This window comes from Natrinema sp. CGMCC1.2065, assembly GCF_051225675.1.
Classification (GTDB): Archaea; Halobacteriota; Halobacteria; order Halobacteriales; family Natrialbaceae; genus Natrinema; species Natrinema thermotolerans.
The window spans coordinates 112,299-138,352 of sequence record NZ_JBPJSJ010000002.1 but is presented as its reverse complement, the minus strand read 5'-3'; the positions used below and the strand labels follow the sequence as shown (position 1 = coordinate 138,352).

At 64.1% G+C, this 26,054-nt stretch carries 23 protein-coding genes and 1 tRNA gene; 15 read left to right on the top strand and 9 right to left on the bottom strand.

The window, feature by feature from the left end:
- Nucleotides 1-145 precede the first annotated feature (145 nt).
- A complete protein-coding gene (locus tag ACSBP4_RS03940; protein ID WP_435551421.1) occupies nucleotides 146-1,627 on the top strand; it encodes an aldehyde dehydrogenase family protein in 1,482 nt (493 codons plus the stop codon).
- 69 nt (nucleotides 1,628-1,696) lie between these two features.
- Here the strand turns inward: ACSBP4_RS03940 and ACSBP4_RS03935 are convergent, their stop codons facing one another.
- Nucleotides 1,697-3,325, bottom strand: a complete 1,629-nt coding sequence (locus ACSBP4_RS03935) for a S8 family serine peptidase (protein WP_435551419.1) — start codon at nucleotides 3,323-3,325, stop codon at nucleotides 1,697-1,699.
- A gap of 261 nt (nucleotides 3,326-3,586) precedes the next feature.
- A complete protein-coding gene (locus ACSBP4_RS03930; RefSeq protein WP_049905927.1) occupies nucleotides 3,587-5,260 on the bottom strand; it encodes a S8 family serine peptidase in 1,674 nt (557 codons plus the stop codon).
- Between the two features lie 325 nt (nucleotides 5,261-5,585).
- Here ACSBP4_RS03930 and ACSBP4_RS03925 point away from each other — a divergent pair, with 325 nt between their 5' ends.
- Nucleotides 5,586-6,050, top strand: coding sequence for an NYN domain-containing protein (locus tag ACSBP4_RS03925; protein ID WP_066296176.1), 465 nt, complete (start codon nucleotides 5,586-5,588; stop codon nucleotides 6,048-6,050).
- Here ACSBP4_RS03925 and ACSBP4_RS03920 read toward each other — a convergent pair.
- Together ACSBP4_RS03920 and ACSBP4_RS03915 are read right to left on the bottom strand one after the other, a co-directional pair.
- On the bottom strand, nucleotides 6,047-6,319 hold the full coding sequence (locus ACSBP4_RS03920; protein ID WP_006650612.1) for a DUF7513 family protein: 273 nt from the start codon (nucleotides 6,317-6,319) through the stop codon (nucleotides 6,047-6,049). The two genes, ACSBP4_RS03925 and ACSBP4_RS03920, sit on opposite strands and share 4 nt — an antisense overlap.
- Nucleotides 6,316-7,869, bottom strand: a complete 1,554-nt coding sequence (locus ACSBP4_RS03915) for a Na+/H+ antiporter NhaC family protein (protein ID WP_006650613.1) — start codon at nucleotides 7,867-7,869, stop codon at nucleotides 6,316-6,318. The genes ACSBP4_RS03920 and ACSBP4_RS03915 overlap by 4 nt, the downstream gene beginning before the upstream one ends.
- Before the next feature lie 298 nt (nucleotides 7,870-8,167).
- On the opposite strand from ACSBP4_RS03915, the gene ACSBP4_RS03910 reads away from it, so the two are divergent.
- The 7 genes from ACSBP4_RS03910 (at nucleotide 8,168) to gcvPB (ending at nucleotide 17,428) form a co-directional block, all read left to right on the top strand.
- Complete coding sequence (locus tag ACSBP4_RS03910; RefSeq protein ID WP_435551418.1) at nucleotides 8,168-9,010, top strand: TatD family hydrolase; 843 nt, start codon at nucleotides 8,168-8,170, stop codon at nucleotides 9,008-9,010.
- Nucleotides 9,011-9,188: 178 nt separating this feature from the next.
- The gene (locus ACSBP4_RS03905; RefSeq protein ID WP_076144927.1) at nucleotides 9,189-9,767 is read left to right on the top strand and encodes a DUF2150 family protein; all 579 of its coding nucleotides are present in this window, start codon (nucleotides 9,189-9,191) and stop codon (nucleotides 9,765-9,767) included.
- Nucleotides 9,768-10,054: 287 nt separating this feature from the next.
- On the top strand, nucleotides 10,055-11,749 hold the full coding sequence (locus ACSBP4_RS03900) for a hypothetical protein (RefSeq protein WP_435551417.1): 1,695 nt from the start codon (nucleotides 10,055-10,057) through the stop codon (nucleotides 11,747-11,749).
- Nucleotides 11,750-11,858: 109 nt separating this feature from the next.
- Nucleotides 11,859-13,196, top strand: coding sequence for a hydroxymethylglutaryl-CoA synthase (hmgB, locus tag ACSBP4_RS03895; protein ID WP_006179309.1), 1,338 nt, complete (start codon nucleotides 11,859-11,861; stop codon nucleotides 13,194-13,196).
- Between the two features lie 91 nt (nucleotides 13,197-13,287).
- Nucleotides 13,288-14,403, top strand: a complete 1,116-nt coding sequence (locus tag ACSBP4_RS03890; RefSeq protein ID WP_435551416.1) for an AI-2E family transporter — start codon at nucleotides 13,288-13,290, stop codon at nucleotides 14,401-14,403.
- Nucleotides 14,404-14,600: 197 nt separating this feature from the next.
- The gene (gene gcvPA, locus ACSBP4_RS03885) at nucleotides 14,601-15,938 is read left to right on the top strand and encodes an aminomethyl-transferring glycine dehydrogenase subunit GcvPA (RefSeq protein WP_435551415.1); all 1,338 of its coding nucleotides are present in this window, start codon (nucleotides 14,601-14,603) and stop codon (nucleotides 15,936-15,938) included.
- Nucleotides 15,935-17,428 carry an aminomethyl-transferring glycine dehydrogenase subunit GcvPB gene (gene gcvPB / locus ACSBP4_RS03880; RefSeq protein ID WP_435551414.1) on the top strand — a complete coding sequence of 498 codons (1,494 nt, stop codon included), beginning with the start codon at nucleotides 15,935-15,937 and terminating at the stop codon, nucleotides 17,426-17,428. Before gcvPA ends, gcvPB begins: the two co-directional genes overlap by 4 nt.
- A 112-nt stretch (nucleotides 17,429-17,540) precedes the next feature.
- On the opposite strand, the gene ACSBP4_RS03875 is transcribed toward gcvPB, so the two are convergent.
- Nucleotides 17,541-17,717, bottom strand: coding sequence for a hypothetical protein (locus ACSBP4_RS03875; protein ID WP_015298880.1), 177 nt, complete (start codon nucleotides 17,715-17,717; stop codon nucleotides 17,541-17,543).
- Between the two features lie 92 nt (nucleotides 17,718-17,809).
- Here ACSBP4_RS03875 and ACSBP4_RS03870 point away from each other — a divergent pair, with 92 nt between their 5' ends.
- On the top strand, nucleotides 17,810-18,343 hold the full coding sequence (locus tag ACSBP4_RS03870) for a cob(I)yrinic acid a,c-diamide adenosyltransferase (protein WP_006179301.1): 534 nt from the start codon (nucleotides 17,810-17,812) through the stop codon (nucleotides 18,341-18,343).
- A 106-nt stretch (nucleotides 18,344-18,449) separates the two neighbouring features.
- Here ACSBP4_RS03870 and ACSBP4_RS03865 read toward each other — a convergent pair whose 3' ends face one another.
- From ACSBP4_RS03865 to ACSBP4_RS03855, 3 genes are all read right to left on the bottom strand, one after another.
- Entirely contained in the window at nucleotides 18,450-18,638 is a 189-nt protein-coding gene (locus ACSBP4_RS03865) for a hypothetical protein (protein WP_049966610.1), read from the bottom strand.
- 156 nt (nucleotides 18,639-18,794) lie between these two features.
- Nucleotides 18,795-19,211: a DoxX family protein gene (locus ACSBP4_RS03860; RefSeq protein WP_435551413.1), complete on the bottom strand. Its 417-nt coding sequence runs from the start codon at nucleotides 19,209-19,211 to the stop codon at nucleotides 18,795-18,797.
- Between the two features lie 235 nt (nucleotides 19,212-19,446).
- On the bottom strand, nucleotides 19,447-21,216 hold the full coding sequence (locus ACSBP4_RS03855) for an adenine deaminase C-terminal domain-containing protein (RefSeq protein WP_435551412.1): 1,770 nt from the start codon (nucleotides 21,214-21,216) through the stop codon (nucleotides 19,447-19,449).
- A gap of 136 nt (nucleotides 21,217-21,352) precedes the next feature.
- Here ACSBP4_RS03855 and ACSBP4_RS03850 point away from each other — a divergent pair, with 136 nt between their 5' ends.
- The 3 genes from ACSBP4_RS03850 to ACSBP4_RS03840 all read left to right on the top strand — a co-directional run bounded on the left by ACSBP4_RS03850 (nucleotide 21,353) and on the right by ACSBP4_RS03840 (nucleotide 23,333).
- Complete coding sequence (locus tag ACSBP4_RS03850) at nucleotides 21,353-21,628, top strand: DUF7553 family protein (RefSeq protein ID WP_435551411.1); 276 nt, start codon at nucleotides 21,353-21,355, stop codon at nucleotides 21,626-21,628.
- A gap of 40 nt (nucleotides 21,629-21,668) precedes the next feature.
- A tRNA-Val gene (locus tag ACSBP4_RS03845) sits at nucleotides 21,669-21,743 on the top strand.
- Between the two features lie 255 nt (nucleotides 21,744-21,998).
- Complete coding sequence (locus ACSBP4_RS03840) at nucleotides 21,999-23,333, top strand: ATP-binding protein (RefSeq protein WP_435551410.1); 1,335 nt, start codon at nucleotides 21,999-22,001, stop codon at nucleotides 23,331-23,333.
- Between the two features lie 744 nt (nucleotides 23,334-24,077).
- Here ACSBP4_RS03840 and ACSBP4_RS03835 read toward each other — a convergent pair.
- Nucleotides 24,078-24,365 (bottom strand): hypothetical protein, encoded by a 288-nt coding sequence (locus ACSBP4_RS03835; protein ID WP_435551409.1) that lies wholly within the window; start codon nucleotides 24,363-24,365, stop codon nucleotides 24,078-24,080.
- Between the two features lie 351 nt (nucleotides 24,366-24,716).
- Between ACSBP4_RS03835 and ACSBP4_RS03830 the strand changes: the two genes are divergently transcribed.
- Together ACSBP4_RS03830 and ACSBP4_RS03825 are read left to right on the top strand one after the other, a co-directional pair.
- The gene (locus tag ACSBP4_RS03830; RefSeq protein WP_435551408.1) at nucleotides 24,717-25,415 is read left to right on the top strand and encodes a helix-turn-helix domain-containing protein; all 699 of its coding nucleotides are present in this window, start codon (nucleotides 24,717-24,719) and stop codon (nucleotides 25,413-25,415) included.
- A gap of 158 nt (nucleotides 25,416-25,573) precedes the next feature.
- On the top strand, nucleotides 25,574-25,924 hold the full coding sequence (locus ACSBP4_RS03825; protein WP_435551407.1) for a DsrE family protein: 351 nt from the start codon (nucleotides 25,574-25,576) through the stop codon (nucleotides 25,922-25,924).
- The last annotated feature ends 130 nt before the right edge of the window (nucleotides 25,925-26,054 follow it).

The following is a 26,054-nucleotide window of genomic DNA, read 5'->3' as shown; positions in this document are numbered from 1 at the left end:
GCGGCGCGAGGAGACGCATGACGCCGGCTCGGTGTCGAAACCGACCCCGGTCCGGACGGGTAACCGATTCGGGTTACAACGATACGAGCTACTGTCTCCGGTTGCCGAAAACATATGTTCGGAAATAACGTATCCGGGGTACAGTATGAGTGCGCCGACACTCGAGCCGCAGGCCGATTGGAACCAGCTGTATATCGACGGCGAGTGGCGCGACGCCACCGGCGGCGAGACGATCCCCGTGGAGAACCCGGCGAAACAGGAAGTGTTTACGGAAGTACCCGCGGGGACCGAAGCGGACGTCGACGCCGCCTACGAGGCGGCCGAGGCGGCCCAGTCCGACTGGGCGGCGACCCCTCGAGCGGAGCGCAACGAAATCGTCCAGAACCTGCTGGACGAACTCAACGCGCGCTTCGAGGAGATCGCCGGCCTGCTCGCGACCGAGGCCGGCACTCCGGGCTATCGCGCTATGGGCGAGTTCGCCACTGCGACCGGCGACGTCGAGATGTCCCTGGAGTTAGAGCCGCCTGAGGAGGAGGTCCGCCCTTCCCCGTCGGTCGACGACAAGGACAACCACATCGTCTACGAGCCGGTCGGCGTCGTCGGCGTCATCTCGCCGTGGAACTTCCCGCTGCATCTCTCCCTGCGGGCCGTTGCGCCCGCGATCGCGCTGGGTAACACCGTCGTCCTGAAGCCGGCGACGGACACGCCGATCACCGGCGGGCTGCTCATCGCGAAGCTCTGCGAGGCCGCGGGCGTCCCCGACGGCGTCGTCAACGTCGTCACCGGCCGCGGCTCGGAGATCGGCGACCGGATCGCCAACCACCCGACGCCGCGGGTCGTCTCCTTTACCGGCTCGACGCCCGTCGGTAAGGGCGTCGCCGAGCAGGCCGGCAAGAACCTCGCGCTGCCGGCCCTCGAACTCGGCGGGAACGCCCCCTTCATCGTCACCGACGACGTCGACCTCGAGCGGGCCGCCCGCGCCGGCGCGTTCGGGTCGTTCTTCCATCAGGGGCAGGTCTGTATCTCGATCAACCGCCATCTGGTCCACGAGTCGGTCTACGACGAGTACGTCGACCTGCTGGTCGACCACGCCGAGTCGCTCGTCATCGGCGATCCCTCCGAGAACGAGGACGTCACCTTCGGCCCGGTGCAAAACGAGACCCAGCGCGACGACTTAGTCGAGTTCATCGAGGGCTCGCTCGAGGACGGCGCGACCCTCGAGACCGGCGGCGAGGCCGACGGGCTGTTCGTCGAGCCGACGGTGCTGTCGGACTGTACCAACGACATGCCGACGGCCTGTAACGAACACTTCGGTCCGGTCGCGCCGGTCATTCCGTTCTCGGACGACGACGAGGCCACCGAACTGGCGAACGACACCGAGTACGGCCTCTCGGCGTCGGTCTTCTGCGAGGACGCCGAGCGGGCTCGCGACCTCGCCGACCGCGTCGAAGCGGGCATGGTCCACATCAACGACCAGCCGATCAACGAGGACCACAACGCGCCCTTCGGCGGCGTCAAGCAGTCCGGCCTCGGACGCTACCACGGCGAGTGGATCACGCAGGAACTCACCGAGCCCAAGTGGATCTCCGTGCAGGGCGAGGAACGGGATTACTTCGTCTTCGAGTAGCGCCCGAAACCGGGCGGAGGCGCCCGTTGCGTTCCAGTTCGGCTCGAGGCGGTCGTTCGCGGGCGCTCCTTATCGACCCCGTTCTTCCACCTGAAGCGTGTACGCCCCGCTGCCGCTGTCAGCGTGGACCTGAATCCCGAACGACTCGTCGCCCTCGAGGGCGAGCGTGAGCGATGGGCTCGTCCCCGCACCCGCGGCCGCCTCGTCGTGGCTCCATCTAGTGGGTCTACTGCCGTCGGTGGTTACGTAGAGGTCGAAGTCGCCCCGAGCGGGGCCCTCGAGATCGATCGTGATCGAGCAGGGGTCGTCGGTGCGAAGCGAATAGCCGTACCGTTTGCTCTCGCCCCACCAGCCGCTGCCGTCGAGGGAGCCGCTCGCGCTCGCTGTAACCGTCTCGTCGCCGCAGTTGCCGGTGTCGGATTCGGGCTCGTCCTCGCTGCCGCCGCCGTCGTCCCCGAAGGGGTCCGTTTCGACGGCGGCGGCCGCGTCGACCCGACCGTACCCCTGCTGGTCGTCCGCGAGGCCGACGTCGACGGCCGTCTCGCGGAGATGATCGCGGAGTTGTGATCGCGAGAGGTCGGGATGGGCCGACAGCGCGAGGCCGGCGACGCCGGCGACGACCGGGGTCGCCATCGACGTGCCGGACATCCGGCCGTAGTCGCCGCCGGTCGTACTCGAGACGATGCGGCTGCCCGGCGCGGCCAGTTCGATCTCGGGGCCGGTGTTGGAGAAGGAGGCGATCGAATCGTCGTCGTCGACGGCGGCAACGGCGACGACGCTGTCCTCGGCGGCCGGCGAGTAGACCCGGTCGCTGCCGTCGTTGCCGGCAGCACCGACCAGCAGGACGCCCCGATCGGCCGCGTACTCGCAGGCCGCAGTCAGGGTTCGGTAGGAGCCGTCGACGCCCAGCGAGAGGGTGACGATGTCCGCGTCGGCGTCGGCGGCCCACTGGATCGCGTCGGCGATGTCCGACAGCGAGCCGACGCCGTCCGCATCGAGTGCCCGGAGCGACAGGAGAGAGCAGTCGCTGATCCCCGCGTGGCCAGTGCCGTCGTCGGTCCCGCCGGCGGCGATACCGCCGACGTGGGTGCCGTGGTCCCCGCCGCGGCCGGGGTAGGGATCATCGTCGCCGTTCAGGAAGTCCCTGCCGATCCGCTCGTCCATGGTCTCCTCGAGCGCCGGGTGATCGTACTGGATCCCCTGATCGACGACCGCGATGACGACGTCCTCGTCCCCACGGGTCGTCTCCCAGGCCCGCTCGCAGCCGATCAGTTCGGGGGCGTACTGATAGCCGTAGTAGGGGTCGTTGGGCTCGAGCAGCGACTGGAGTGTCGCGTTGGGTTCGGCGTACTCGACCGCCGGCGAGGCAGTGACCGCGTCGATGAACTGCTCGCGGGCACGGTCGGGGGCCGCAGACGGGAACTCGACGACGGCGTAGCGGATCGTCTCGTTGGTATGGACCACCTCGGCGTCGCCGGGGATGGCACTGCGTGCCTCGGCGGCGACGTCGTCGGCACCCGCCGAGATGCCGAGGAGTATCTCGTCCGTCCGCGGTCCGGGATCGCGACCCGGCGTCGCGCTCGTGACGGTACTCGAGCCGAGCAGGCCGGCGAGCCCGATCGCGCCGGTGCCGGACAGGATCGACCGGCGGTCGTAGGTCGGCTCTGCGGTGTCGTCCGGGGGACCGTTCGGTGTCATGGGACGACAGTCATCACTCCCTGAAATTAGTAAACTCTTATCGAACTTCGTCTGATTTATTCTCGAAATAACCGCGGCGATAATGATTGGATGAAATAATATCTGCTAATAGTGATCGAATATATGAAGTCGGCCGGTTACGGGAACCGACCGGCACGCGAGAAACGCCGTCGCGGTTTCGACGGACTCCGACCGGTCAGCGGCCGGTCTCGATCGGTGACGTCGAACGGCGTTCTGATCGCGGTTCCGTCCTGAGCGGCTCTATTTGCCCAGTTCTTCGACGCCAACCGTGTAGGAACCGCTGCCGCTGTATCGCCTGACGAGGATGCCGAACTCCTCGTCGCCGCTGAGGTCCACGTCGATCGATTCGCTCGAGTCGTTGCTGGCCGACCGTTTATCGTAGTCCTGCCGCGTTGGCGTCCGTCCGTCGAGAGTCAGGTAGAGATCGAAGTCCGCACTCGCCGGCCCCTCGAGGGTGACGGTAGCGCTGCAGGGGTTCGCCGTCTTGAGTGTGTAGGTGTAGGTGTCGCTCGGATTGCCCCACCAGCCACCGCTGAGTTGGCCGTCCTTACTGGCCGTGTTCACTTCGTCGCCACAGTCGCCGGGCTCGGGGTCCGGATCCGGATCGGGAGTCGTCCCGGGTTCGGTGGTGACGGCGTTCGCGGCGTCGACGCGACCGTTTCCTTGTTCGGTAGCGTCCAGACCGATGTCGACGGCCGTCTCGTGGAGGTGTGTCCGCAACTCGTCGTTCGAGAGGGACGGCCAGGCCGACAGCGTCAGTCCGGCGACGCCGGCGACGACCGGCGACGCCATCGAGGTGCCGCTGAAGGTGTCGTAGTCGTCGAAGGGGATCGACGAGAGGACGTTGCCACCGGGTGCGGCCAGTTCGATTTCCGGGCCGACGTTCGAAAAGTCCGACAGCGTTTCGCCCTCGTCGAGCGAGGAGACGGCTAGCACGGTGTCGTAGGCGGCCGGATACGAGACGGGGCTGCCGGAATCGTTGCCGGCAGCCGCAACGAGCAACGAGCCCTGCGATTGTGCGTACTCACAGGCCTGTCGCATGAGATTCGTCGCATCGCCGCCACCGAGGGACATGTTGATGATATCGGCACCCTGATCGGCCGACCACTGGACCGCGTCGGCGATGTCCGAGAGCGACCCGCCGCCACCGGACCCGAGCGCGCGGGCCGAGAGGAGCGAACAGTTCGAAATGCCGGCATGGCCCGTTCCGTTGTCGGTACCGCCGCCGGCGATTCCGCCGACGTGCGTCCCGTGGTTCTCGCTCGCGTCTGCCGGATACGGATCACCGTCGCCGTCGACGAAGTCCTTGCCGTTGTTCGAGACGCTGCCGTCCATGTTTTCCGCGAGATCCGGGTGATCGTACTGGATCCCTTGATCGACGATCGCGATCGTTACGTTCGGATCGCCGAGGGTCTCCTCCCAGGCTTCCTCACAGTTGACCTGCTGTGGCGCGTACTGACTCCCGAAGCTCGGGTCGTTCGGCGTGTACAGTGGTGATGCACTCCCTCGTGCGTCTGTCGTCTCGTCGTCGGTTCCCGACCCGAGCGGCTCGGCCTCGAGTGCGTGATACGTGACGTTGTCCTCCGTGTACTGTACCTCGTTGACGTCCATGAGGTTTCGCTGGACGTTTTCCTTGGCCTGTATGGAGGCTTCGTCGGCTATCTCTACCGACGCGTAGCCGAGCGTTTCGTTCGTGTGTACGATGGTCGCGTTGCTCGGGAGTTTCGGATCGACTGCCGCTTCGATGTCCGATACGTCGGCATCGACACCGACGATCAGTTCGTCTTTTTTCGGCCCCGGTTCACGACCCGGCGTTGCGGACGTAATGCCGCTGAGACCGAGAATCGCACCGAACGCACCGGCTGCTTCGAGGACCGATCGTCGATTCACGCCAGAGTAGTTATCTTCTGTCATGACGCAACTGATGAGATTACACTCTTCCACTAAATGATTTTTAAATCTATTAGGAGTTAATATAAATTATAAATATACTAATACCACTTCTCATGGGGGAGTTATTACTGGTAGAAACCACCATCGCGGTCCGTTTGTCTCGCCGTTGTGGAAGATTATAAACTCAACCAGAATTTATCTATGGTGGAAGAGGAGTGTATTTTTCGCCCGTTCACGATCTCGAACCGATCGCGATCGGGACGCCGCTCGAGTCGATGGGAATAGCGGCGACGGTTGCGTTTCGCCACACCTATCTCCAGGCACGGGAAAGAGCGGGCAACTGACTATGTTCGACCGCGTTCGTACCCGTCTCGCGCCCGATACCGAAACCGAGCCGACGGTCGGGCTGTTCGTCGACGGGCCGAACGTCTTCCGCGACGAGTTCGATGTCGATCTCGACGACCTCCGGGACGCTGCCGGCGAACTCGGCCGCGTCGGCGTCATCCGTCTCTACCTCGACGAACACGCGACACCCGGCCTCATTCAGGCCGCGGAAGCCCGCGGCTTCGAAGTGATCGTCACCAGCGGCGACGTCGACGTCAAACTCGCGGTCGACGCGACCGCACTGGCCGGCGACGCTACGATCGACCGGCTCGCGATCGCCTCACGCGATACCGACTTTAAACCCGTCCTCGAACACGCGGGTACCCGCGGCGTCAAAACGTACGCGATCGCGCCGGGGTCGTACGGCCGCTCGGATGCACTGCGAAACGCGGCCGACGAGGCCGTCACGCTCGAGTCGGACGGTTAGCCGCTGTACGAGCTTTCGCCGACGACCTCGACGAGGTCGCCCTCGCCCGTTGCCGTGGTCTCGTCGAAGTCGGTCACGCGAACACGGACTTGCTTCTCGACGGTCTCGGGTCCGGCTCCCTCGACGAGCAGTTCGGTGTCGCCGATGTAGGCCCGTCCTGCCGAGCCGTTGGTCTCGGAGATGAAGACGTCTATTTCGCTCCCTACCTCAAGGGAGGGTCGGTTCGCCCGGAACGTCCAGCCTGTGAGGTACTTTCCGAAGATGCTCATACGCGTGCCACCTCCTCGCTCTCGCGGTCGATCAGGTATTCGCGGCCGAAGCCGGTCAGCGCCGCGACGATGAACACCGCCACCAGTAGCCAGCCCTGGAAGACGTAGGGGACGACGTCGATCGGCGTGACGAGCATCGACTGTTCGAACCAGCTGTAGTCGTCGGGCAGTTGTTGCATCGCCGAGTAGCCGGCCAGCACCCCGCCCGACCACGGGAAGATGTAGCCCATGGCCGCGGTCTGGCCGTCTAAGATGTTCGCCCGGCGGTAGCCGTTCAGGTTGAACCGCTCGCCGATCTTCGAGATGTAGGGGCCGATCGCGACCTCGGCCGCGGTGTTGATCGTGATGATCGCGTTGATCAGCGCCGCGGTCCCGACCATCGTCAACTCGGCGTTGCGGACGTTCGTCGCGAGGTTCTCGATCGACCACTCGAGCAACACGTCGAAGGCCCCGCCGCGGATCATGATCTGGGCCGCGCCGATGATCAGCAAGACGAGGATCGAGAGTTCGAGGAAGCCGGCGACGCCGTTCATCAGGCTGCCGCCGACGCCGACAGCGTCGGGGTCCTCGACGATCGTCAGGATCGGCAGGGACTCGAGCGGACCGGCCAGCGGCGCATCCTGTGGGGCGTTGAACATGACGATGTCGCCGAGGCCCGCGAGGCCGAAGACGAGGTTGAAGGCGACGGCGACGACGATCCCCCACGAGATCGCCTCGACGATGTGTCGGCCGGCGATCGCCGTCCCGATCACGGCGGCCATCGAGATGACGTGAACCAGTCCGATCGCGTCGCTCTCCTCGAGGAAGATCTCCTGGGCCTGTGCGCCGACCTCGATGCCGTCCATCGCACCGCCGGCGACGACGTAGCCGAGGAAGGCGAGGACGGCAGCGATGATGACGTATTTGAACCGGGAGGCGACGACGCCCCCGATGTCGGCGTCCTGGGTGACAGCGCTAACGATCGTGGTGTCACTGACGGGCGCTAAGTTGTCACCGAAGATCGCCCCCGAGAGGATCGCACCGAACAGGAGGACGGGGTTCGCACCGAGCAACACGCCGGCCGGGAAAAAGAGGCCGACGAACGCGATGCTTGCACCGTAGCCGGTCCCGATCCCCGTCGTGAAGACGGCCGCGAGGACGAACGTGATCGCGGGGAACAGCGCCGCGCCGACGCCGGCAGTGTCGGCCAACCAGACGAGTCCGCCGACGAAGCCGCCGTCCTGCAGGAGCTGGGCGAACATACCGGCCCAGATCCACGCGACGATCGCCGTCACCGCGACGGGCTGGGTCATCCCCTCGAAGATCGTGTTGGCGTAGTGCTTCCAGTCGCCTCGGGCGAAGAACATCCCGACGATGAGCCCGACCAGGATGCCCACGATGAGTCCGCCGGTATCGCCGATCCGCCAGAGGGCAGTCTGGACGATGGCCCAGACGATGAAGAAGGCGATCGGGAACGCACTCATCCCGCGGCCGCCGTAGAACTCGACTGTGGGGCCGCCGCTGTCGGGCTGTGTGAACTGGTCGGTCGGTTCGTCGCCAGCCTCACTCATATGTGATCACTCATATTGCCACGCGGTCGTAGTATTGACATCAGTCATAATAACTATTTCTGACAGTATTGGATTCGTGGTTCTCGTCGGTCGCTATCGATCCTTCTGGCAGTACGCGCGAGGTCTATCATTTAGCTATCGGTTCCCGACGACGGCGTCGGGGATGGAGCTGGTCGGCAAACTCCCGGTCATCGGCCCACAGCGGCCGATGACGGTCGATACGGGTTGATAATGACAGTCCACTCCCGGGCGGTCCGAACCCGGTGACTTTTCGGGCGCGGCCCGCCCAGCCACGCGTATGATCGACGACCGGCCGGTGCTGGACGACCACCTCCACCTCGATCCGGACAACCACCGGGGCATCGACGCCGTCCGCGACTTCGCCCGCGTCGGCGGCACCCACCTGCTCGTGGTGAACAAACCCTCCTGGCATCTCGGCGTCGAGGCCGAGACCGGTGCGGACTTCCGCGAGGTCTTCGAACGCACCATCGACATCGTCGAGGCGGCCTCGAGCGAACTCGAGGGCCGGGCCTGGCCCGTCCTCGGGGTCCATCCGGGGCTGATCTCGCGGCTGGTCGACGAGCGCGGCTTTGCGCCCGACGAGGCCTGCGATCTCATGCAGGCCGGCATCGACGTGGCGGCGGAGTACGTCGAGTCGGGCGACGCGCTGGCGCTGAAGTCCGGCCGCCCTCACTACGAGGTCGACGACGACGTCTGGGCGGCCTCGAACGACGTCATGCGCCGGGCGTTCGACCACGGGGCCGCCCTCGAGTGTGCGGTCCAGCTCCATGCCGAGGCCAGCGAGGACATGACCGAGGTGGCCGACTGGGCCGAGGCGGCCGGGATGGTGCCCCACCGGGTCGTCAAACACTACGCGAGCGGCCGCCTCGAGGGACCGACGCCGAGCGTGATGAGCGACAAGGATCGGCTCGAGACGGCCGCCGAGCGGGGCGAGCCGTTCCTGATGGAGACCGATTACATCGACGACCCCGACCGGCCGGGCGCAGTGTTGGGTCCCAAGACGGTCCCCCGGCGGGTCCGCTGGCTGCTCGAGAACGGGTACGACGAGGCGGTCGAGATCGCACACGTCGAGACGCCGAAGGCTGTCTACGGGATCGATACCGAAGCGACGCTCGAGTGAGAACGGGTAATTCCTTCTTACCGTCGAACGCCCGCTCTATCCGACGAGCTGAAACGGCACCTGCCTTCTCATGAGCGGCTGTAAAAGCGTTTTAGCCGATCATCATGCCGGTCCAAACATTCACTTTCGGCGGCTAGTGTAGAGAAAGGCATTTCAAGCGGCCGGTGTAGGTGTCTGTATGAGCAATCCCCCGACCGAGTTCTACTCGGAGGAACGCTGGCAGAACTGGATCGGTCGCATCAAAGACGAAGACATCGATCCGGAAGACGAAGACTCGGCTCGACTCCTGCTCAACCTGCAGGACGACACGGCGATCGCGATCGCGAAGATCGTCGCCGCCTACGACGACGGCGAACTCGAGGGGGAGGACGCCCTCGCGGAGATCGAGGACGTCCGCGAGATCGTCCTCGGCGAGGTCGACATCGAGGACGAGGAGAAACTGATCCTGGTCGACGGCGTCCAGACGAGCCTGGTCTGTGTCTTCTTCGCGGCCGAGGAGTACGTCGCCAACGGGCCGGCCGAGGACGGCAGCGTCGGGGACTATCTTGGCGCGGCGGCCGACGCCGAGGCCGAAGAGGATCTCGACGCGGCGCTTGGCTACGCCGCCCAGGCAGGGACGCTCATCATCGATGGCGAGGAACTCGACATGGGTGTCGCGGAGGACCTCGAGTACGGCCTCGTCACGGAGTGGATCAACGGCCTCGACAGCCTCCAGAGCGCGATGAGCGACCCGGAAGTCGTCGAGGAAGACGAGTAGGACGGGGTCTCGTTTTCGCCGCGTCGGGCCACCAGACGTTTAACCGCCGGTGACTATCCATCGTTATGAGACGGCGGTACGGCGAGCGCGCAGTGACGGTGCAGATCGGAGCCATACTCTTGCTCGCGATCGTTTTCACTGCGCTCGCGCTCTATCAGGTCAACGCCGTGCCGGCGGAGAACCAGGCGGTCGAAATAGACCACAACCGGCAGGTCACGAACGAACTGCAGGACGTACGAAACGCGATCGGGACCGCCGGGTTCGGCGGGAGTTCCCGATCGGCCTCGGTGACGCTCGGGACCAGTTATCCGACGCGAACCTTTCTGACGAATCCACCCGATCCGACCGGGCGACTCGAGACGACCGATCCGGGCCCGGTTACGATTACCGATAGCAACGATACGGTCTACGGGCCGTACGAAACTCGCTTTCTCGCGTACGAACCCGACTACAACGAGTACCGCGACGCCCCGCGAACCGTCATCGAACACTCGTTGCTGTACAACCAGTTCGACGAGGCGAACGTCTCGGTCGGCTCCCAGCAACTCGTCGGAAGCGAACGCATCTCGCTCGTGTTGCTCGATGGGAACGTCTCTGAAACGTCCGGACGCGCGACATCAGTCTCCTTAGAGTCCCTCGACGAGCCGCGAACGAAAGAACTCGAGGCCGGCTCCGTGCTGACGCTTCCCACCGAGCGGAAAGCGATCTGGGAGAGCGAACTCGAGGACACCGACGGTGTTACCGTCCGAGAAACGACTGCTGACGACGAGGTAGAGATCGAACTCGAGCGGGCTTATACGCTCGAGATCGCTCGCGTCGGCGTTGGTGAGGGCGCAGGGAGCAGCGATGACTTCGACATCGGAAACGAAAAACGGACCTCGACGGAGCCATCGAACGGCTCCCGACTCGATCTCACGTGGAGGGAAGCAACGGTAGCCGGGAACAGACAGGCCATCTCCGGCTCCGAGGCAACAGTGACCGGTGGACCATCTGAGACGGTATCGCTAACTGCCGGCGTCGAGGGATACGAGTCCCTTCGGGGAGGGCAAGTGAATTTCGCACTCTCGGACCCGAACAACGTCATAGACGAGACGACGTTTGGTCCGGCCACAACGTCGTTTGAGGATGGAAATGCGACGGTTTCTATGACAATAGATTCCGAAGCGTCGAGCGAAGAGGAAGCGAAAGTTTTCGCGTCGAGCGGGGACGGTACAGCAGTAGGAACGATCTCCGTTACCGCCCCAGACATAAACTTCGACGCCACGAATACTGTGTCGACCGGCAGTGGTAACAGCGGAATCGAGTTCGAACTCGAAAACACCGGCGACGAGCCGGTGACTTTGACTGGAATAGCCATCGATAGCGTCGAACCTGCGAACCCGACTCGAGTCAATGATAATACCGGTGGGCGAGAGATTCTTTTCACCTCGGATGGTGAAGTGGTTGGTGAGGTCGATACTGGTAATTTCGATACCATCGGTATTCGGGTCGACGGGAGTACCAACACGCTCGACCGGACGAGCCCGTTTGAGCCCGGTCAAACCGTAACTGGTCGAATCGGCCCGTTCAGACCGGCCGACCTCTATGCGATCACCGACATGAGTGGCCAGACGGTGAACATGACGATCGAGTACGAGACAGCGTCGGGAACGACTGGACAACAACAGATAACGCTCGAGATAGATGCCCCCTCGATCGATTCGGTGGAGATTACTGCAAGTGGAACCGGTAACGATCGGTACGATATCACTGCCGCCGTTTCCGATCCAAACGGCGACCTCTCTCGAGTCGAATTCGAACTGCTAGACACGACGGCGACCGTTGTCGATAGTTCAGTTGACGATCGTATTGGCGACGGGACTGCCGAGGCAAGCCTCAAAGCAACCGGAAAAGACATTGATAGCGGGTATACGATTCGCCAGACAGTGTTTGACACTGCAGGTAACAGCAAAACAGTAACGAGAACTGTCTCTTCCGGCTAGTAAGTGTGAAAGGTGTGACGGTGGGTTGTTCCCGGGTACAGCTATGTGTTCGTCGATCGTCGAAACGACGAACGACAATACCTTGTACCGTCACCTACATTGAGAAAGTATGACTGCAGTCGGCATCGACGCCGTCGAGATCTGGACGGGTAACCTCAAACTCGACCTTCCGGGCACGTTCGCCCCTGAGAAGGGCGAAGATCCGGAAAAGTACACGAAAGGACTCGGACTGAACGCCAGTTCCTTCCCCGACAGTTACGAGGACATCGTCACGATGGGGGCCAACGCCGCTCACCGGCTGATGGAGCGGAAAGGCCTCGAGCCCGACGATATCGGCCGCATCGACGTCGCGACCGAGAGCGCCTTCGACAACTCGAAGCCGGTTTCGACGTACGTCGCTGGCTGCCTCGAGCAGGTCTACGAGGGCGACTTCCACCACGCGAACAAGGGCGAGCGCAAGTTCGCCTGTATCGCGGGGACCCAGAGCCTGGACGACGCGTACAACTGGATCCGAGCGGGCCGCAACCGCGGCCGCTCGGCGCTGGTTATCGCGACCGACACGGCGCTGTACGCCCGCGGCGACGACGGCGAGGCGACACAGGGTGCCGGTGCCGTCGCGATGCTCATCAGCGAGGATCCGAACCTCGTCGAACTCTCCGCCGAGCAGGGCTACGGCTCGGCCGACGAGACGGACTTCCTCAAGCCGAACCAGCAGTTCCCGAGTGTCGACGGCAAACGCTCCGTGCAGGTCTATCTCGCCCGGATGCGCGAGGCCCTCGAGGACTTCGAGAGCGTCGCCGGCGAGGTCCACGAGGAGGACTTCGCCTACGCGCCGTTCCACACCCCCTTCCCGGGCATGGTCCGGAAGGCCGCCCTGCTCGCGTTCCGTCACGTCACGCGGAACACGGCGGTCGAGGACGAACTGGCCGAGGAAATCGGTCGCCAGCCCCGTCCCGAGGCGTTCGACTCCGACGACGAGTACCGTGATGCGCTCCGAGAGTACATGGACGCCCTGAAAGACACCGACCGCTACGCGACGTGGTACGACGCCACGATCGATCCGACGCTGACGATCTCCCGCGAGGTCGGCAACTGGTACACCGGTTCGGTCCACGTCGCCCGCGCGAGCGCGCTCAAACACGCGCTCGAGAACGACCGCGAAATGGTCGGCGAGAAGTTGCTCATCGGGTCCTACGGCAGCGGTGCGCAGGCGGAGATCCACTCCGAGACGGTCCGGGACGGCTGGGTCGAGGAGATCGAGGCGCTGAACATCGACGAACAGCTCTCCGACCGCTACGAGATGTCGTGGGACGACTACGAGGAGATCCACGACGCCCACAACCACGAGATGGACGTCGACGTCGAGGAGTTTACGACCCCCGACGAGGAGTTCGTCTTCGACGGCTGGGGTCGGATGGGCGAGCGGAAGTACCGATACGTCGAGTAGCAAGTCCCGGTACGTGGAGGAGGCGGCGGTTCCGACGCCGCTCGGACGTCGTATCAGCAGACTAATCTGACGGGCTGTGACATATCCGTCTATGTCCGACAGGCCCGATCCCCCGAACTGGCTCGTCGAGCGGCCGGGATTGACCGCGCTCGCACTGGCGAGTTCCCTGCTCGCACTGGTCGTTCTCCTGCCGTATCTCCAGTACGTCCTCTTCGGCGTCGTTCTCGCGTACATCCTGTTGCCGGTTCAGCGACGCCTCGAGGCCTACGTCAGGCCGACGATCGCGGCGCTTGCGGTCGTGGCGGCGACCCTGCTCGTCGTGTTGTTGCCCCTGATCTACGTCCTCTCGCTCGCTGTCGGCCAGTCGCTCCGACTCGTCCGGTCGATCAGGCAAGGCGAGATCGACGTCGAGATGATCGAGTCCATGCTCGAGAGCAATGGGTATGCCGTCGATCTCGTCGCGCTGTACGAGTCGAACCAGGACCGAATCGCGACGGCCGTTCAGGAGGTCACGAACGGGGCGATCGCACTCTTGGGCAGTCTGCCGAGTATGTTCATCGGGCTGACTGTCACGCTGTTCGTCCTCTTTGCCCTGTTGCGTGACGGGGAGCGGCTTGTCTCGTGGCTCCGGTGGGTGTTGCCGATCGAGGACGACGTCCTCGACGAACTCGAGGCCGGGCTGGACCGGCTGATGTGGGCCTCGGTCGTCGGAAACGTCGCCGTCGCAGCCATTCAGTCGGTGATGCTCGGCGTCGGACTGCTGATCGCCGGCGTTCCGGCCGTTATCTTCCTGACCGTCGCGACGTTCATCCTGACGCTGCTTCCGTTGGTCGGGGCCTTCGGGATCTGGATCCCGGCGACCCTCTATCTGGTCGCGATGGGGCGACTGACCGCCGGCGTCGCGATGTTCGTCTACGGGTTGGTCGTCACGTTCTCGGATTCGTACCTCCGGCCCGCGCTGATCGGCCGGTCCAGTGCCTTCAACTCCGCGATCGTGGTCGTCGGCATCTTCGGCGGCCTCATCGTCTTCGGTGCCGTAGGCCTTTTCATCGGACCCGTCGTCCTCGGCGGGGCGAAACTCACGCTCGACTGTTTCGCGCGCGCCCGAACGGACGACCCCATCGACGGGGCCGCTCCCGACGCCGGCGGGCTAGTCACCGACGCCGAGGGGGAAGCCGACTCGAGCGGCGCGGACGACGATTCCTGATCGGTCGGCGGCCGATTCAGTCGTCCGTATGGCGACCGCGGCCCCAGTTCGTGGCCGCGGCTCTCGGCCGGTCACGCCGAAACGGGTGCGTTCATTATCCCCTGTCCGCTAGAGGACAGTATCGTGTCTCGGATCGAACGCCGCCGTCGATGCGGGGGGCAACCGATCGGGTCGGTCGACCGGGACCACGTCTAGCTATGCACGGATCACACGCCACGGGGAGCCCGTACGCTCCCCACACGGAGGAGGACCGCACGGCGATGCTCGAGGCGGTCGGCGCGGACTCCGTCGAGGACCTCTTCGACGTTCCGGCCGAGGTCGCGTTCGACGGGCGCTTCGACATCGACGCGCGATCGGAACGGGAAACGCGGCGACTGGTACGGTCGCTGCTGGCCCGCAACGACGAGGTGACCGAACTGCTCGGACGAGGCCACTACGGCTACTACGTGCCGTCGCTGGTCGATCACCTCGCGGACCGCTCGGAGTTTCTGACCTCTTATACGCAGTACCAGCCCGAGGTCTCACAGGGGTTCCTGCAGGCCCTGTTCGAGTACCAGTCGCTGTTGGTCGAGCTGACCGGGCTCCCGGTCGCGAACTGTTCGATGTACGACGCCGCGACGGCGCTGGGCGAGGCCGCGACGCTGGCCGACCGCATCCGCGACACCACGGGCCACCGTGTCCTCGTCCCCGAGCTGCTCCGCGAGGAGCGCCGAAGCACCCTCGAGAACTACGTCGCCGGCACGGACCTCGCGGTCGAGACCTATCCCGCCGAGGACGGCACCGTCGACCGCGCGGGTCTCGAGGCCGCCGCCGACGAGGAGGTCGTCATGATCTACGCCGAGAACCCCACGGTACGGGGAACGATCGAGGAACGGCTCGAGGCCGTCGGCGACCTCGCCGAGTCCAACGATGCGCTCTTCGTCCTCGGCTCGGACCCGATCGCGCTCTCCCTGCTCGAGCGCCCCGCCGACGTCGGCGCGGACGTCGTCATCGGCGACGCCAGCGTCCTGGGGCTCCCGACGAGCTACGGGATGGGATTGGGCCTGTTCGCAACGCGGGAGGACTACCTCCGGCAAGTCCCCGGCCGGCTGGTCGGGGCCAGCGAGGACGCGACCGACCGGCGGGCGTACACGCTGACGCTCCAGACCCGCGAACAGCACATCCGTCGGGAGCGAGCCACGAGCAACATCTGTACGAACCAGGCCTGGGTCGCGCTCCGGACCGCGATGCACGCTGCCGTCCTCGGCCCGAGCGGCATGGTCGATCTCGCGGAGCGCGACGTCCGACGCGCGCGTGATCTCGCGGCTCGACTCGACGAGATCGTCGGCGTGAAAGCGCCGGTCCACGACCGACACCACCTCCGGGAGTTCGTCGCCCGCGTCGACCAGCCCGCCCGCGCCGTCGCGTCGGACCTCGAGGAGCGGGGCTTTGCGGTCCACGTCGTCGGCGACCACGAGATTCAGGTCTGTGTCGCCGGCGTCCCCGACGAGCGGCTGGATCGCTTCGTCGACGCCCTCGAGGGGGTGATCCGATGAGCGACGAGCGACCGGACGACCCGCAGGTCCGGTACGATCAGGCCCGCTACGTCGAGAACGGCGAGTACGAGCCGCTGCTTTCCGAGAAGGATCTGACGCGGGTCGAGATCGGCGGTGGCGAGGAGACGGCCGACGGCGAGTCGCCGTTGCCCGACGACCTCACCCGTGACTCGCTCGAGCTACCCGAACTCTCCGAGCCCGAACTGGCTCGTCACTACACGCGACTCTCCCAGATGATCTACGGGATCGATAGCGGGCCCTACCCGCTTGGCTCGTGTACGATGAAGTACAACCCGAAATTCACCGAGGACGTGGCCGCGCTGCCGTCGGCGGCGGTTCATCCCGACCGCTCCGAGGGGTCGGTACAGGGCAATCTGGAACTGCTCTATCGCCTGCAGGACTACCTCGGTCGGATCGGCGGCATGGACGCGGTGACGCTGCAGCCGCCCGCCGGGGCCGCCGGCGAGTTCGTCGGCATCCGCGTCGCGGCGGCCTACCACGAACACAACGGCGAGGGCCACCGCGACGAGGTCATCGTTCCCGAGAGCGCCCACGGCACCAACTTCGCGACCGCCGCCCTGGGTGGCTACGACGTCGTCTCCCTGCCCAGCGACGACGAGGGCCGGGTCGACCTCGAGGCGCTCGAGGCCGCCCTCTCGGAGAACACGGCGGCGCTCATGCTCACGAACCCCAACACGCTCGGACTGTTCGAGCGCGATATCACCGAGATCGCCGAGCTGGTCCACGACGCGGGCGGACTGCTCTACTACGACGGGGCGAACCTGAACGCCCTGCTCGGCCGCGCGCGGCCGGGCGACATGGGCTTCGACGTGATGCATTACAACGTCCACAAGACGTTCGCGACGCCCCACGGCGGCGGCGGGCCGGGTGCGGGGCCAGTCGGCGTCGTCGACGACCTCGCGCCGTTCCTGCCCGCGCCCCGCGTCCGACAGCGCGAGGCCGGGTCCGCGGGCGGCGAGCCCCGGTACGAACGCTTCGAGCCCGACCACACCATCGGGAAGGTCCACGGCTTCTACGGCAACTGGCTGGTGTTGCTCAAGGCCTTCGCCTACATCGCGCGGCTCGGCGACGAGGGGCTGGCCGACGCCAGCGCCTCGGCGGTACTGAACGCGAACTACCTCGCCGAGCGGATCGAGTACGACGTGCCCTACGGCCCCTTCCACCACGAGTTCGTCGCCAGCGCCGGCGAGCAGGACGCCGCCGACGTCGCAAAGCGGATGCTCGACTACGGCGTCCACCCGCCGACGACCAAGTGGCCCGAAATCGTCCCCGAGGCCCTGATGACCGAGCCGACGGAGGTCGAGAGCAAGGCCACCCTCGATCGGCTCGCCGCCGCGTTCAACGCCGTCGCCGCCGAGGACGACGCGACGCTCGAGGCCGCGCCGGAACGCACGACAGCACGCCGGATCGATCAAACGAGTGCCGCGCGGAGCCCGCGGCTGTCGTGGCACCACCTCGAGGACGAGTAGTACGCACTGTTCGTCCGCGGCGTCGGTGCCGCTACGAGTACACGTTTGGCATCCGTGCCGTGAAGTGAAAAACGACGGATCGAACGACGAAAGGAGACGGCGCAGGTCGGGCTTACGCCGTACTCGAGTCGACGGCGGTGCCGTTGTCGCCGATCCGGACGAAGCCGTAGTCACAGTCCGGGCAGTGCCACTTGACCTTCTCGCCGAGGTGCAGCGACGTGCTGGCGGCGCGGTAGAAGGTCTTCTCGCCCCCGCAGTCGGGGCACTCGTGGTCGAGTTCCATAGCCATACGCGGCGATAGCGGATCGAGCGAGTTTAACGTACTGGTTCCGGCGTGCGTTCGACGCGGAAATTAAGTGGTCGCCGTCCGTCGGTCCAGTCATGTCGATCTACACCGGCCGCGGCGACGACGGGGAGACGGACCTCCGAGACATGAGTCGCGTCTCGAAGGCGAGCGCCCGGATCGAGGCCTACGGGACCGTCGACGAACTCAACGCCTTGCTCGGGACGATCCGCCCGACCGACTACGACGACGTCAACGACCACCTGTCGGCGATCCAGAACCACCTCCACATCGTGCAGGCGGACTTCGCCAATCCCGACCCCGACGAGGACGACCCCGCGATCCGGCCCGACCACGTCGAGACCGTCGAGGATTGGATCGATGCCTACGACGAGGAACTCGAGCCGCTGACTTCCTTCGTCCTGCCGACCGGCAGCGACGATGGGGCCGCGCTCCATCACGCCCGCACGGTCTGTCGGCGCGCCGAGCGCCGCGCGGTCGCGCTCGCCGGGGAGGAACAGATCAACGAGGACGCGGTGCAGTATCTCAACCGGCTCTCGGACGGCCTGTTCACGATCGCGCGCGTCGTCAATGCCCGCGACGGCGAACCCGAAGAATCGCCGGAGTACTGACCCGAATCGGTGTTTTCCGTCGCTCGAGGACACGGCGAGAGCGGCCGCCACACGCAGTACTCGAGAGACGACGCGGGTGCGATCCGTATTACCGGCGGGGCCCGGATTACGGGCCGGCGGCCGATGCCGGGACCTCGAGGGCGACGGGGTCGTGACCGGTTTCCCGGTGATGATCGGTGCCGAGTCGGGTCGCTTCGGCACGGCCCGTCGCCGACCGCTCGTAGGAACAGCTGTCACAGGTCACGAGGAACTGCTTCGTCTCGGCGGCCCCCGCGGTCGGTTCGTTCGTTGCCATACGAGACCGGTCGGCGACGAACCGCTTGAACCGTTCGCCGAACCACGTTGGTGGTCCGGGTCGGAACCCATCGCTCGAGCCGGTGAGTCGGCCGAGAGCCCGCCGTTCGTACTACCGTCCTGTGGCCGCGAGACGTCGTCTCGTGGAGAAACCTGCTCAGAGACCGACGTTCAGCGCGTAGCCCCACGGCTGGCTCGCCAGCACCAGCACGAGCAGCGACGCGGCGAACAGTTCGACGTTCTTGGTGAAGTGGTTCATCTCGTTCTGTCTCTGGTCGTCGGGAACCGCCCAGAAGTCGTGCATGAGCGGCGTCGCGACGAGGAAGAAGACAGCCAGCGCCCCCGCTGCGATGACGGGGTAGACGCCGAGGACGAGGCCGAGACCACCGAGAACGAGGACGACGCCCGAGGCGACGACGCCGAACGTGGGCGCCGGGACGCCCTTGGCCTCGGCGTAGCCGGCCATCGCGTCCGGCGCGAGGAAGTGGTTGATTCCCTGGTAGAGTATCAGCCCGCCGAACAGCAGTCGGCCGACGAGCAACACGACGGCGGCGAGGCCGCTCTCGAATGCCATCAGCGGCTCACCGCCGTCGCCGCGCCGGCCGGTCCGATCGGTCGTGAGTCGGTTCGATCCGCGTTCCGCGTTCGTCGTTGCATGACGGTATCCGGTTCGTTCCAGAACCGGTTATATTCTCGCTAACGGGAGTGTTACCGGGTGAAGCGCCGGTTATCCGTAGAATTATAATGGTAGATGGAGCCGAGAACGGGGTCGGTTCGGCCGGCGGGGACCGAAGCGCGATCCGCGCGGCTCAGTCGTCGGTGTCCGCCGCCGGCTCGAGGCCGACGACGGACTGGCCCAGTACGTCGGCGTAGCCCGACGCCGTGAGCTTCAGCGTCGGAACGCCGGGGAACGTCAGCGTTTGCGCGGTCAACAGCGGCCGGTCGATGTCGACGCCGGCCTCGCGGAGGGCGTCCTCGAGCGCCTCGAACTCCGCGGCGAACTGCTCGGGCGGGAGTTCGGCGGCGGCCCCGGCGACCGGCATGGCGAGGTCGGCGACCACCTCGCCGTCACGGGCGATTGCGATCCCGCCGCCCATCGAGGCGACGCGGTCGGCGGCGACGACGGCGTCGTCGGTATCCGCGGCGACGGTCACAAGCCCGGTCGCCTCCCAGACGGCCGAGGTAGCGAGCGCCCCCGACTCGAGGCCGAAGCCCGTGAGGAAGCCGGTAAAGCCCCGTTTCTCGGTCGCCGGGTCGCGATCGAGGACCGTCGCGGTGAGGACGTCGGTGGCGGGGTCGGGGCCGAGCCGGCGGCTCGAGCCGTCCGGTCCGTCGACGACGGCGGCATCGGCGGTCGTTTCGGTCGTCACGAGCCCGCGGTCGACCGCCATCGCGCGGACACGGCCCTCGGGCGCGGCCTCGAGGGGCGCGGTGAAGCGCTCGGCCGAGACGTCGACCGAGATCGTGTCGTAGACGTAGTCGGGGTAGGGGTCGGTCCTGGCGTCGACGAGCGGGTCGCCGTCGGCGACGACGACCTCGCCCTCGGAGAGGACCGTCTCGACGGCCATCGACTCGAGGTCGTCGACGACGACGAGGTCGGCGACGGCACCCGGCTCGACGACGCCCCGGTCCTCGAGTTCGAAGTGGGCTGCAGTGTTCCGGCTCGCGGCGTCGATCGCGTCGGCGGGCTCGATCCCGGCGTCGATCAGCCGGCGGACGATCTCGGCCATGCCAAAGCCCTCGAGCAGATCGCCGGGCCAGACGCCGTCGGTCGACAGCGAGACGCTCCGTGGGTCGAGGTCCGGGTAGGCATCGATCAGCGCCTCGAGGTCGTCTCGGATCGAGCCGGAGCGGCCGACGACGTGGATCCCGTTGGCGGCGCGCTCGCGGATCCCGTCGGCCGAAATCGCCTCGTGGTCGTTGTCGACGACGGTCGCGAACGCCCGCAGCGCCTCGCCCCGACAGCCCGCGCCGTGGCCGACGATCGGGAGATCGCGCTCGCGGGTGCGCTCGTAGAGATCCTCGAGCGGCGCGTCGCGGCCGACGACGTGGATCCAGTCGATCTCGCCGACGCCGACGACCCGCTCGTGATCCAGCAGATCCGAGAGCGCCTCGAGTTCGGCCGGCGTCCCCGTCGCGGGTTCGAAGGTGTCGACGAAGTCCTGTGGCGGCAGGGAGACGGAGGCCGAGACCGGGGCGTCGGCGGTCCGCTCGAGGAAGGTTTCGACGCCGCGGCTGCCAAAGAGCAGCCCGAGGCCGGAACTCTCGGTGACGATCGAGGTAGTCCCCGATGCGAGCAGATGGGGCACTTCGCGGTCGAACAGCAGCTGGATGTCGGCGTGGGTGTGGGCGTCGATCAGCCCCGGCAGGACGATGCTGTCGGCCGCCGAGACGACCGTCGTCTCCGGGCCGGTGACCGACTCGGCGTCCGCGAGCAAGGCGGCGATCCTGTCGCCGACGATCGCGACATCGCGGTCGAGAAATTCGCGGCGGTTCGAACAGTACACCTGCCCGCCCTCGACGACCAGATCGGCGGTCGCCCCCTCGCGCTCGAGCGCGACCGACTGGAACTCGTTCATAGCCGGGAATTCTCACGGAGTGACGTATGTCAATCGATCGCGTGTCGGGCTCGGGATCGCCCGCGGGAGCGGCGTCGAAATTCGTCCTCTACGATAGGACTATATACTCAGCTAACCTTTCTACGGGAGAGAACCGATGAACAACCACTTCCACGACAGCCGGTATTACCTCGCTCGCGCCGCCGAACACGCCCGTCTGGGCGTTGCGGAAACGCTCGAGCCCCACGTCGATCGCGTCCGATCACGGCTCGGGCTCGCGGTCGAAGCCGAACCCGAGCCGAGTCGGCTCGAGGCGGTCCGGGCGGATGCGCTCGGCCTCGAGCGGCGTGCGGCCCATCGGGTTCGTGGGGTCGCTGGTGACGTGCGTGGGCGCGTTGATGGGGGTCGCTCGAGTGACGCCGACGACCGCTGAAAGGAAGTCTTAAGTCAGACGCACGGGAAGGGCCTCGTGCGGGTTGGTGATCTAGTCCGGTTATGATACCTCCTTCACACGGAGGAAGCCGGCGGTTCAAATCCGCCCCAACCCATTTTTCCGACGCAACGACGAGGAGCATAGCGATGATTCCGTGTCGTCAGAAATCGTTACAGGCGATTTGAGCCCAGAGGACGAGCGAAGCGGGCCCTCGTGGTTCAAATCCGCCTCAATTCATACGCTCGGTTCCTGCGCGTAACGTAATCAGAAAATTTGAATCTTTCTACACCACCCCAATAGTTATAAAATATTAAACAAAATCAAATAGTCGTCGAAAAGCTTTCAATGCAGGAAAATCTTTTGGTGAGTAATGAGTTTGAGAGCTGGCGAAGTATTTCGAGATGCAAACTATCCAGAATATACATATGTTAGAAGAAGGGATGGAGATGTTGAGGACCGATTAGCAGATTATTTATTTAAAGAAGAAGCTGTAGTGTCAATCTCTGGTCCATCAAAATCAGGCAAGTCTACAATAGTTCGGCACGTTGTCCAAAATTACGACCGAACTCCCGACTATATAGTTGAAGTTCGCGGAAATAATATTGATAGCGGAGATGATTTTTGGAAATGTGTTCTAAAAGAGTTGGGTGAACCAACAAGTCGTCATTACGAGAGTAGACAGGGAACGCGAGAACAGGATCGCTTTACAATCGGGGCGGCAATTCAAGCCCTGACTGCAAAGTATTCTACATCAACAACCGAGGAGGATTTTGATGTGATTGTTGAAGATTATGACCTCGGATTGAGTACAATTCTCGACATTTATAATGGTGAATATTCTGATGACGATGAAACACCCAACGATGATTTTGTGATTTTTGTAGATGATGCTCACAAAATCCCAGATAGTGTGCATACTCCCGTAGCAGAAAATATCAAAGAAGGGCTTGATAAGGGCCTAAAATTTTGTATTGGGTACATTGACTATCGTTCAGATGCATTAACTGCGGCAGATATAGACCTTGCAGAGAGAGTTGAGTCAGTTGAACTGCAACCTTGGAAAACCCAAGAGCTTTCGAAAATTGCACGTAAGGGGTTTGACGCGCTTGAAATAGAGATAGATGATTCAGTAATTCGAGTATTAGCCGAAGAATCGATCCAATCGCCACAACTAATGCAAAAGTTGTGTTATAAACTCTGCACTAATACTGGATACTATTTTGGAGACAATGACTGGGAAGTTATGAATGTTGATGAAGAGTTTGTGATTGACCTGTTAGAGGAGGTTGCAGGATCTATAAAAACCCAATATAAGACTGAATTTGACATATTGACGGGAAAGGCGAGGGGTAAATCAAAGAAACCATTTGAGTGGATTGACGGCAACAGTGGAAACCGCTATCTTACATTGTTGCGTGGAATAGCTCAGAATCCTCCAGGCACAAGCTTAAGCTTAGAGGACCTGAGAACCAGAATATACTCTGAATGTCGTGGCGATGGACCAGAACCTGGAAATATAACAAACGATGTCATACGAATAAGTAAGTGGATTGATAAATCTGCCAATACTGAAAATTTCGTCTTTGATTACGTTGAGGATAGGGAAAAAGAGGTTCAGATACCGGAGCCAGGAATCATATTTTGCCTCCGCTGGTCTGATGTAATCGGCTTTCAGCCTAATTTGCAGTCTACAATAAGAGCGTAGATTCTTCAGGTTGAATTGGTTCCCAATGAATCTATGAGTCTGTCGAATATGTTGCCGCCTTGTGGGAGGAATGACATCGGCGGGAGCCAACAGTACCACAAACTATCTCACCAGTCTGTCGAAGGACCGCGGGAGGACTCACAATCGGCGGCATGATCTTGTGCGCGATCCAACTTGATCTCTCCGGGTAACTTTTTGTGAAACCTCTGGCTGAGGGTCAGGATTCTCGTCACTATAGTATGATTAGAATCGTCGAGACTAGCAAAAATCAGTAGTCGATGATCAATCTACAAATCGCCCCCGTCCGCGAACGCCGCGGGCGGTTGGCGACAGCCACAGGGCCACGCATAGCATTCACCGGGCCCGAGACAGTGGGTGATCAGCACGTCGCGGCCACAGCGTGAACACCTACCGAGCGTGCCGTCGGAACTCATCGCCCGCCACCTCGAGTGCCGTATTTCTCGTATAGGGATTTCGGGCGGCGCTGATCGCGTTGCTCGAACCTCCTCGAGCCAAATCCAATCGAATACCGACGCTGTGCGTGCCGTGCGAGACTTTTATGCCTCGTGAGTAAGTACGGAATCATGCTTGCAAACCTGACCGGTTTGGAAGCGCGTCTCAGGTGCTAGGACACCTGGGACTTTCGCGTAGTCCCTGGGAGAGCGCTTCCGTTCTCGGATACCGCGCTGAGAAACTTATAATTACTGGATAGTCTGTGAATAGAGGTGGTTCGACGGCGATCGTTCACCTCTCGGAGACCGACGCCGTCGTAACGTAGTACGGCCCGTCCCACTCGCGCACCCAGTCCGGGGCCGCGGGGTGGGCCTGCAACTGATTCGCCTCGTAGGACTCGTCCGGGTAGACGGTCCCGTCCTCGTCGGTGCCGTCCTCGAGCGGAACGACGTAGGTGACCGGGTCCCGCCCCTCGGCGGGGATCAACTGTTTCCGGTCCCAGTCGTGTGCCGCGCCCGCCGAATCGGTCCATTCCTGCGGGTGGAACGTGACGGCGACGCCGGAGTCGTGATCAGTCATCGGTCGTTCTCACATGCGGACCGCGATAGGGACTCTGACGAATCGATCCGGATCGTCGTTTAAATACGCGCTCGCCGCTCGCGGTCGAACGGGTCGTCCCACACTCGAGGGCCGGACACGGCTATCGACGGGCTGTCGATCCTCGAGTCGGGCGTCGATCTCGCGGGACTCGAGTCGCCCGCTCGTTCGAACACGGCCGTTCGGTACTACCGCGAACATCGCCGATATGGTGGATCCGACCGAGCCGACGACCCCGTCATACGACTGGGGTATTTACGTGAGCGGCGAACATATCCGCGCCAACCTATTCTTAGGTGTGCCTAAAACAGTGGGGTAGCTCGAGTCCGACCGGTGTCGCACCGACGCCGATCGCGACCGCCCCACATCATGCCCTACGTCGAACTCACCGTCACGATTCCAGCGGACGCATGGATCGGCCGAATATCGCGCGACTACCCCGACGCCCGGTTTCGGGTCCTCGCGGCGACGGCCACCGACGGGACGGGAGCCGCCCGGCTCGAGGTCCTCGGGACGGCGGCCGACCGGATCTGCGAGGCCTTCCGGGCCGACGACTCGGTGACCGACCTGACGGTCCTCGAGACGGCCTGTCACCGGCGGCGTCTCCAGCTCGAGACGACGTCGCCGGTGGTGTTGACCGCGATCCAGTCGTCGGGCGTGCCGCTTCGGACCCCCTTCGAGATCAGCGACGGGCGGATGGCCCTGGAGACGACGATCCCCCAGGAGCAACTCTCGCGGCTCGGCGAGAGCCTGACCGACTCCGGGATCACGTATTCGCTCGAGCGGGTGCAACCGGAGGCCGATTCCGAGTCGCTGCTCACCGACAGACAGCAGTGGCTCCTCTACGAAGCGATCGACCGCGGCTACTACGACACGCCGCGCCGGATCACGCTGGTCGAACTCGCGGACGAACTCGACATCGCCAAGTCGACGTGTAGCGAGACGCTCCACCGGTTAGAGGAGCGTGTCCTGAAACAGTTCGTGACGGGGGACTGCGAACACCAGCCCGATATCTCCATCCGCGCCGATTGAACGGTCCCACGTCTCGCGACCGGAGGGGACCTCGAACCCCCGACGCCCACAGCCGGCGGTTCCGTCGCCTCGAGACCGGCTGTCGGACCCCCTAAGTCGACCGGGGAAGGTATTCGAGACGGTTACTATCCGGGTCGCGGCCGTCTCCCGAACCGGCTATGACGAAACACGCGTTCATCCTCCTCTCGCATCCGGAGCGACCGGGCAAGTTCGCGAACCCCTTGACCTACGCCGCGCAGTTGGACGCGGCGGGCCACGAGGCGCGGGTCTACTTCGACGGGGCCGCGACGTACTGGTTCGAAGATATCGAGGACCGGCCCGCGCCGGCACGAGAGGCCTACGAACGGGCGAAAGACGAGGACCTCATCCCCGGAGTCTGTGACCACTGTGCGACGTTCAAAGGCGTCGCAGCGGCCGTCGAGGCCGAGGGGTTCGAGATCGACGGGACCGAACACACACCGGACGTCGCGGCCCTCGCGGACGAGGGCTACGAGATCCACACGGTCTGAGCGACCGTGACGCGGGGACGAATCAATCGGACCGACGTCAGCCGAGCGTCGCTGATCTCGAGCAGTCGCTCGACGACGGGCAACCGGTGGCGAACATGTTCACCACCAACCTTTGGCGGTTTCGGGCCCA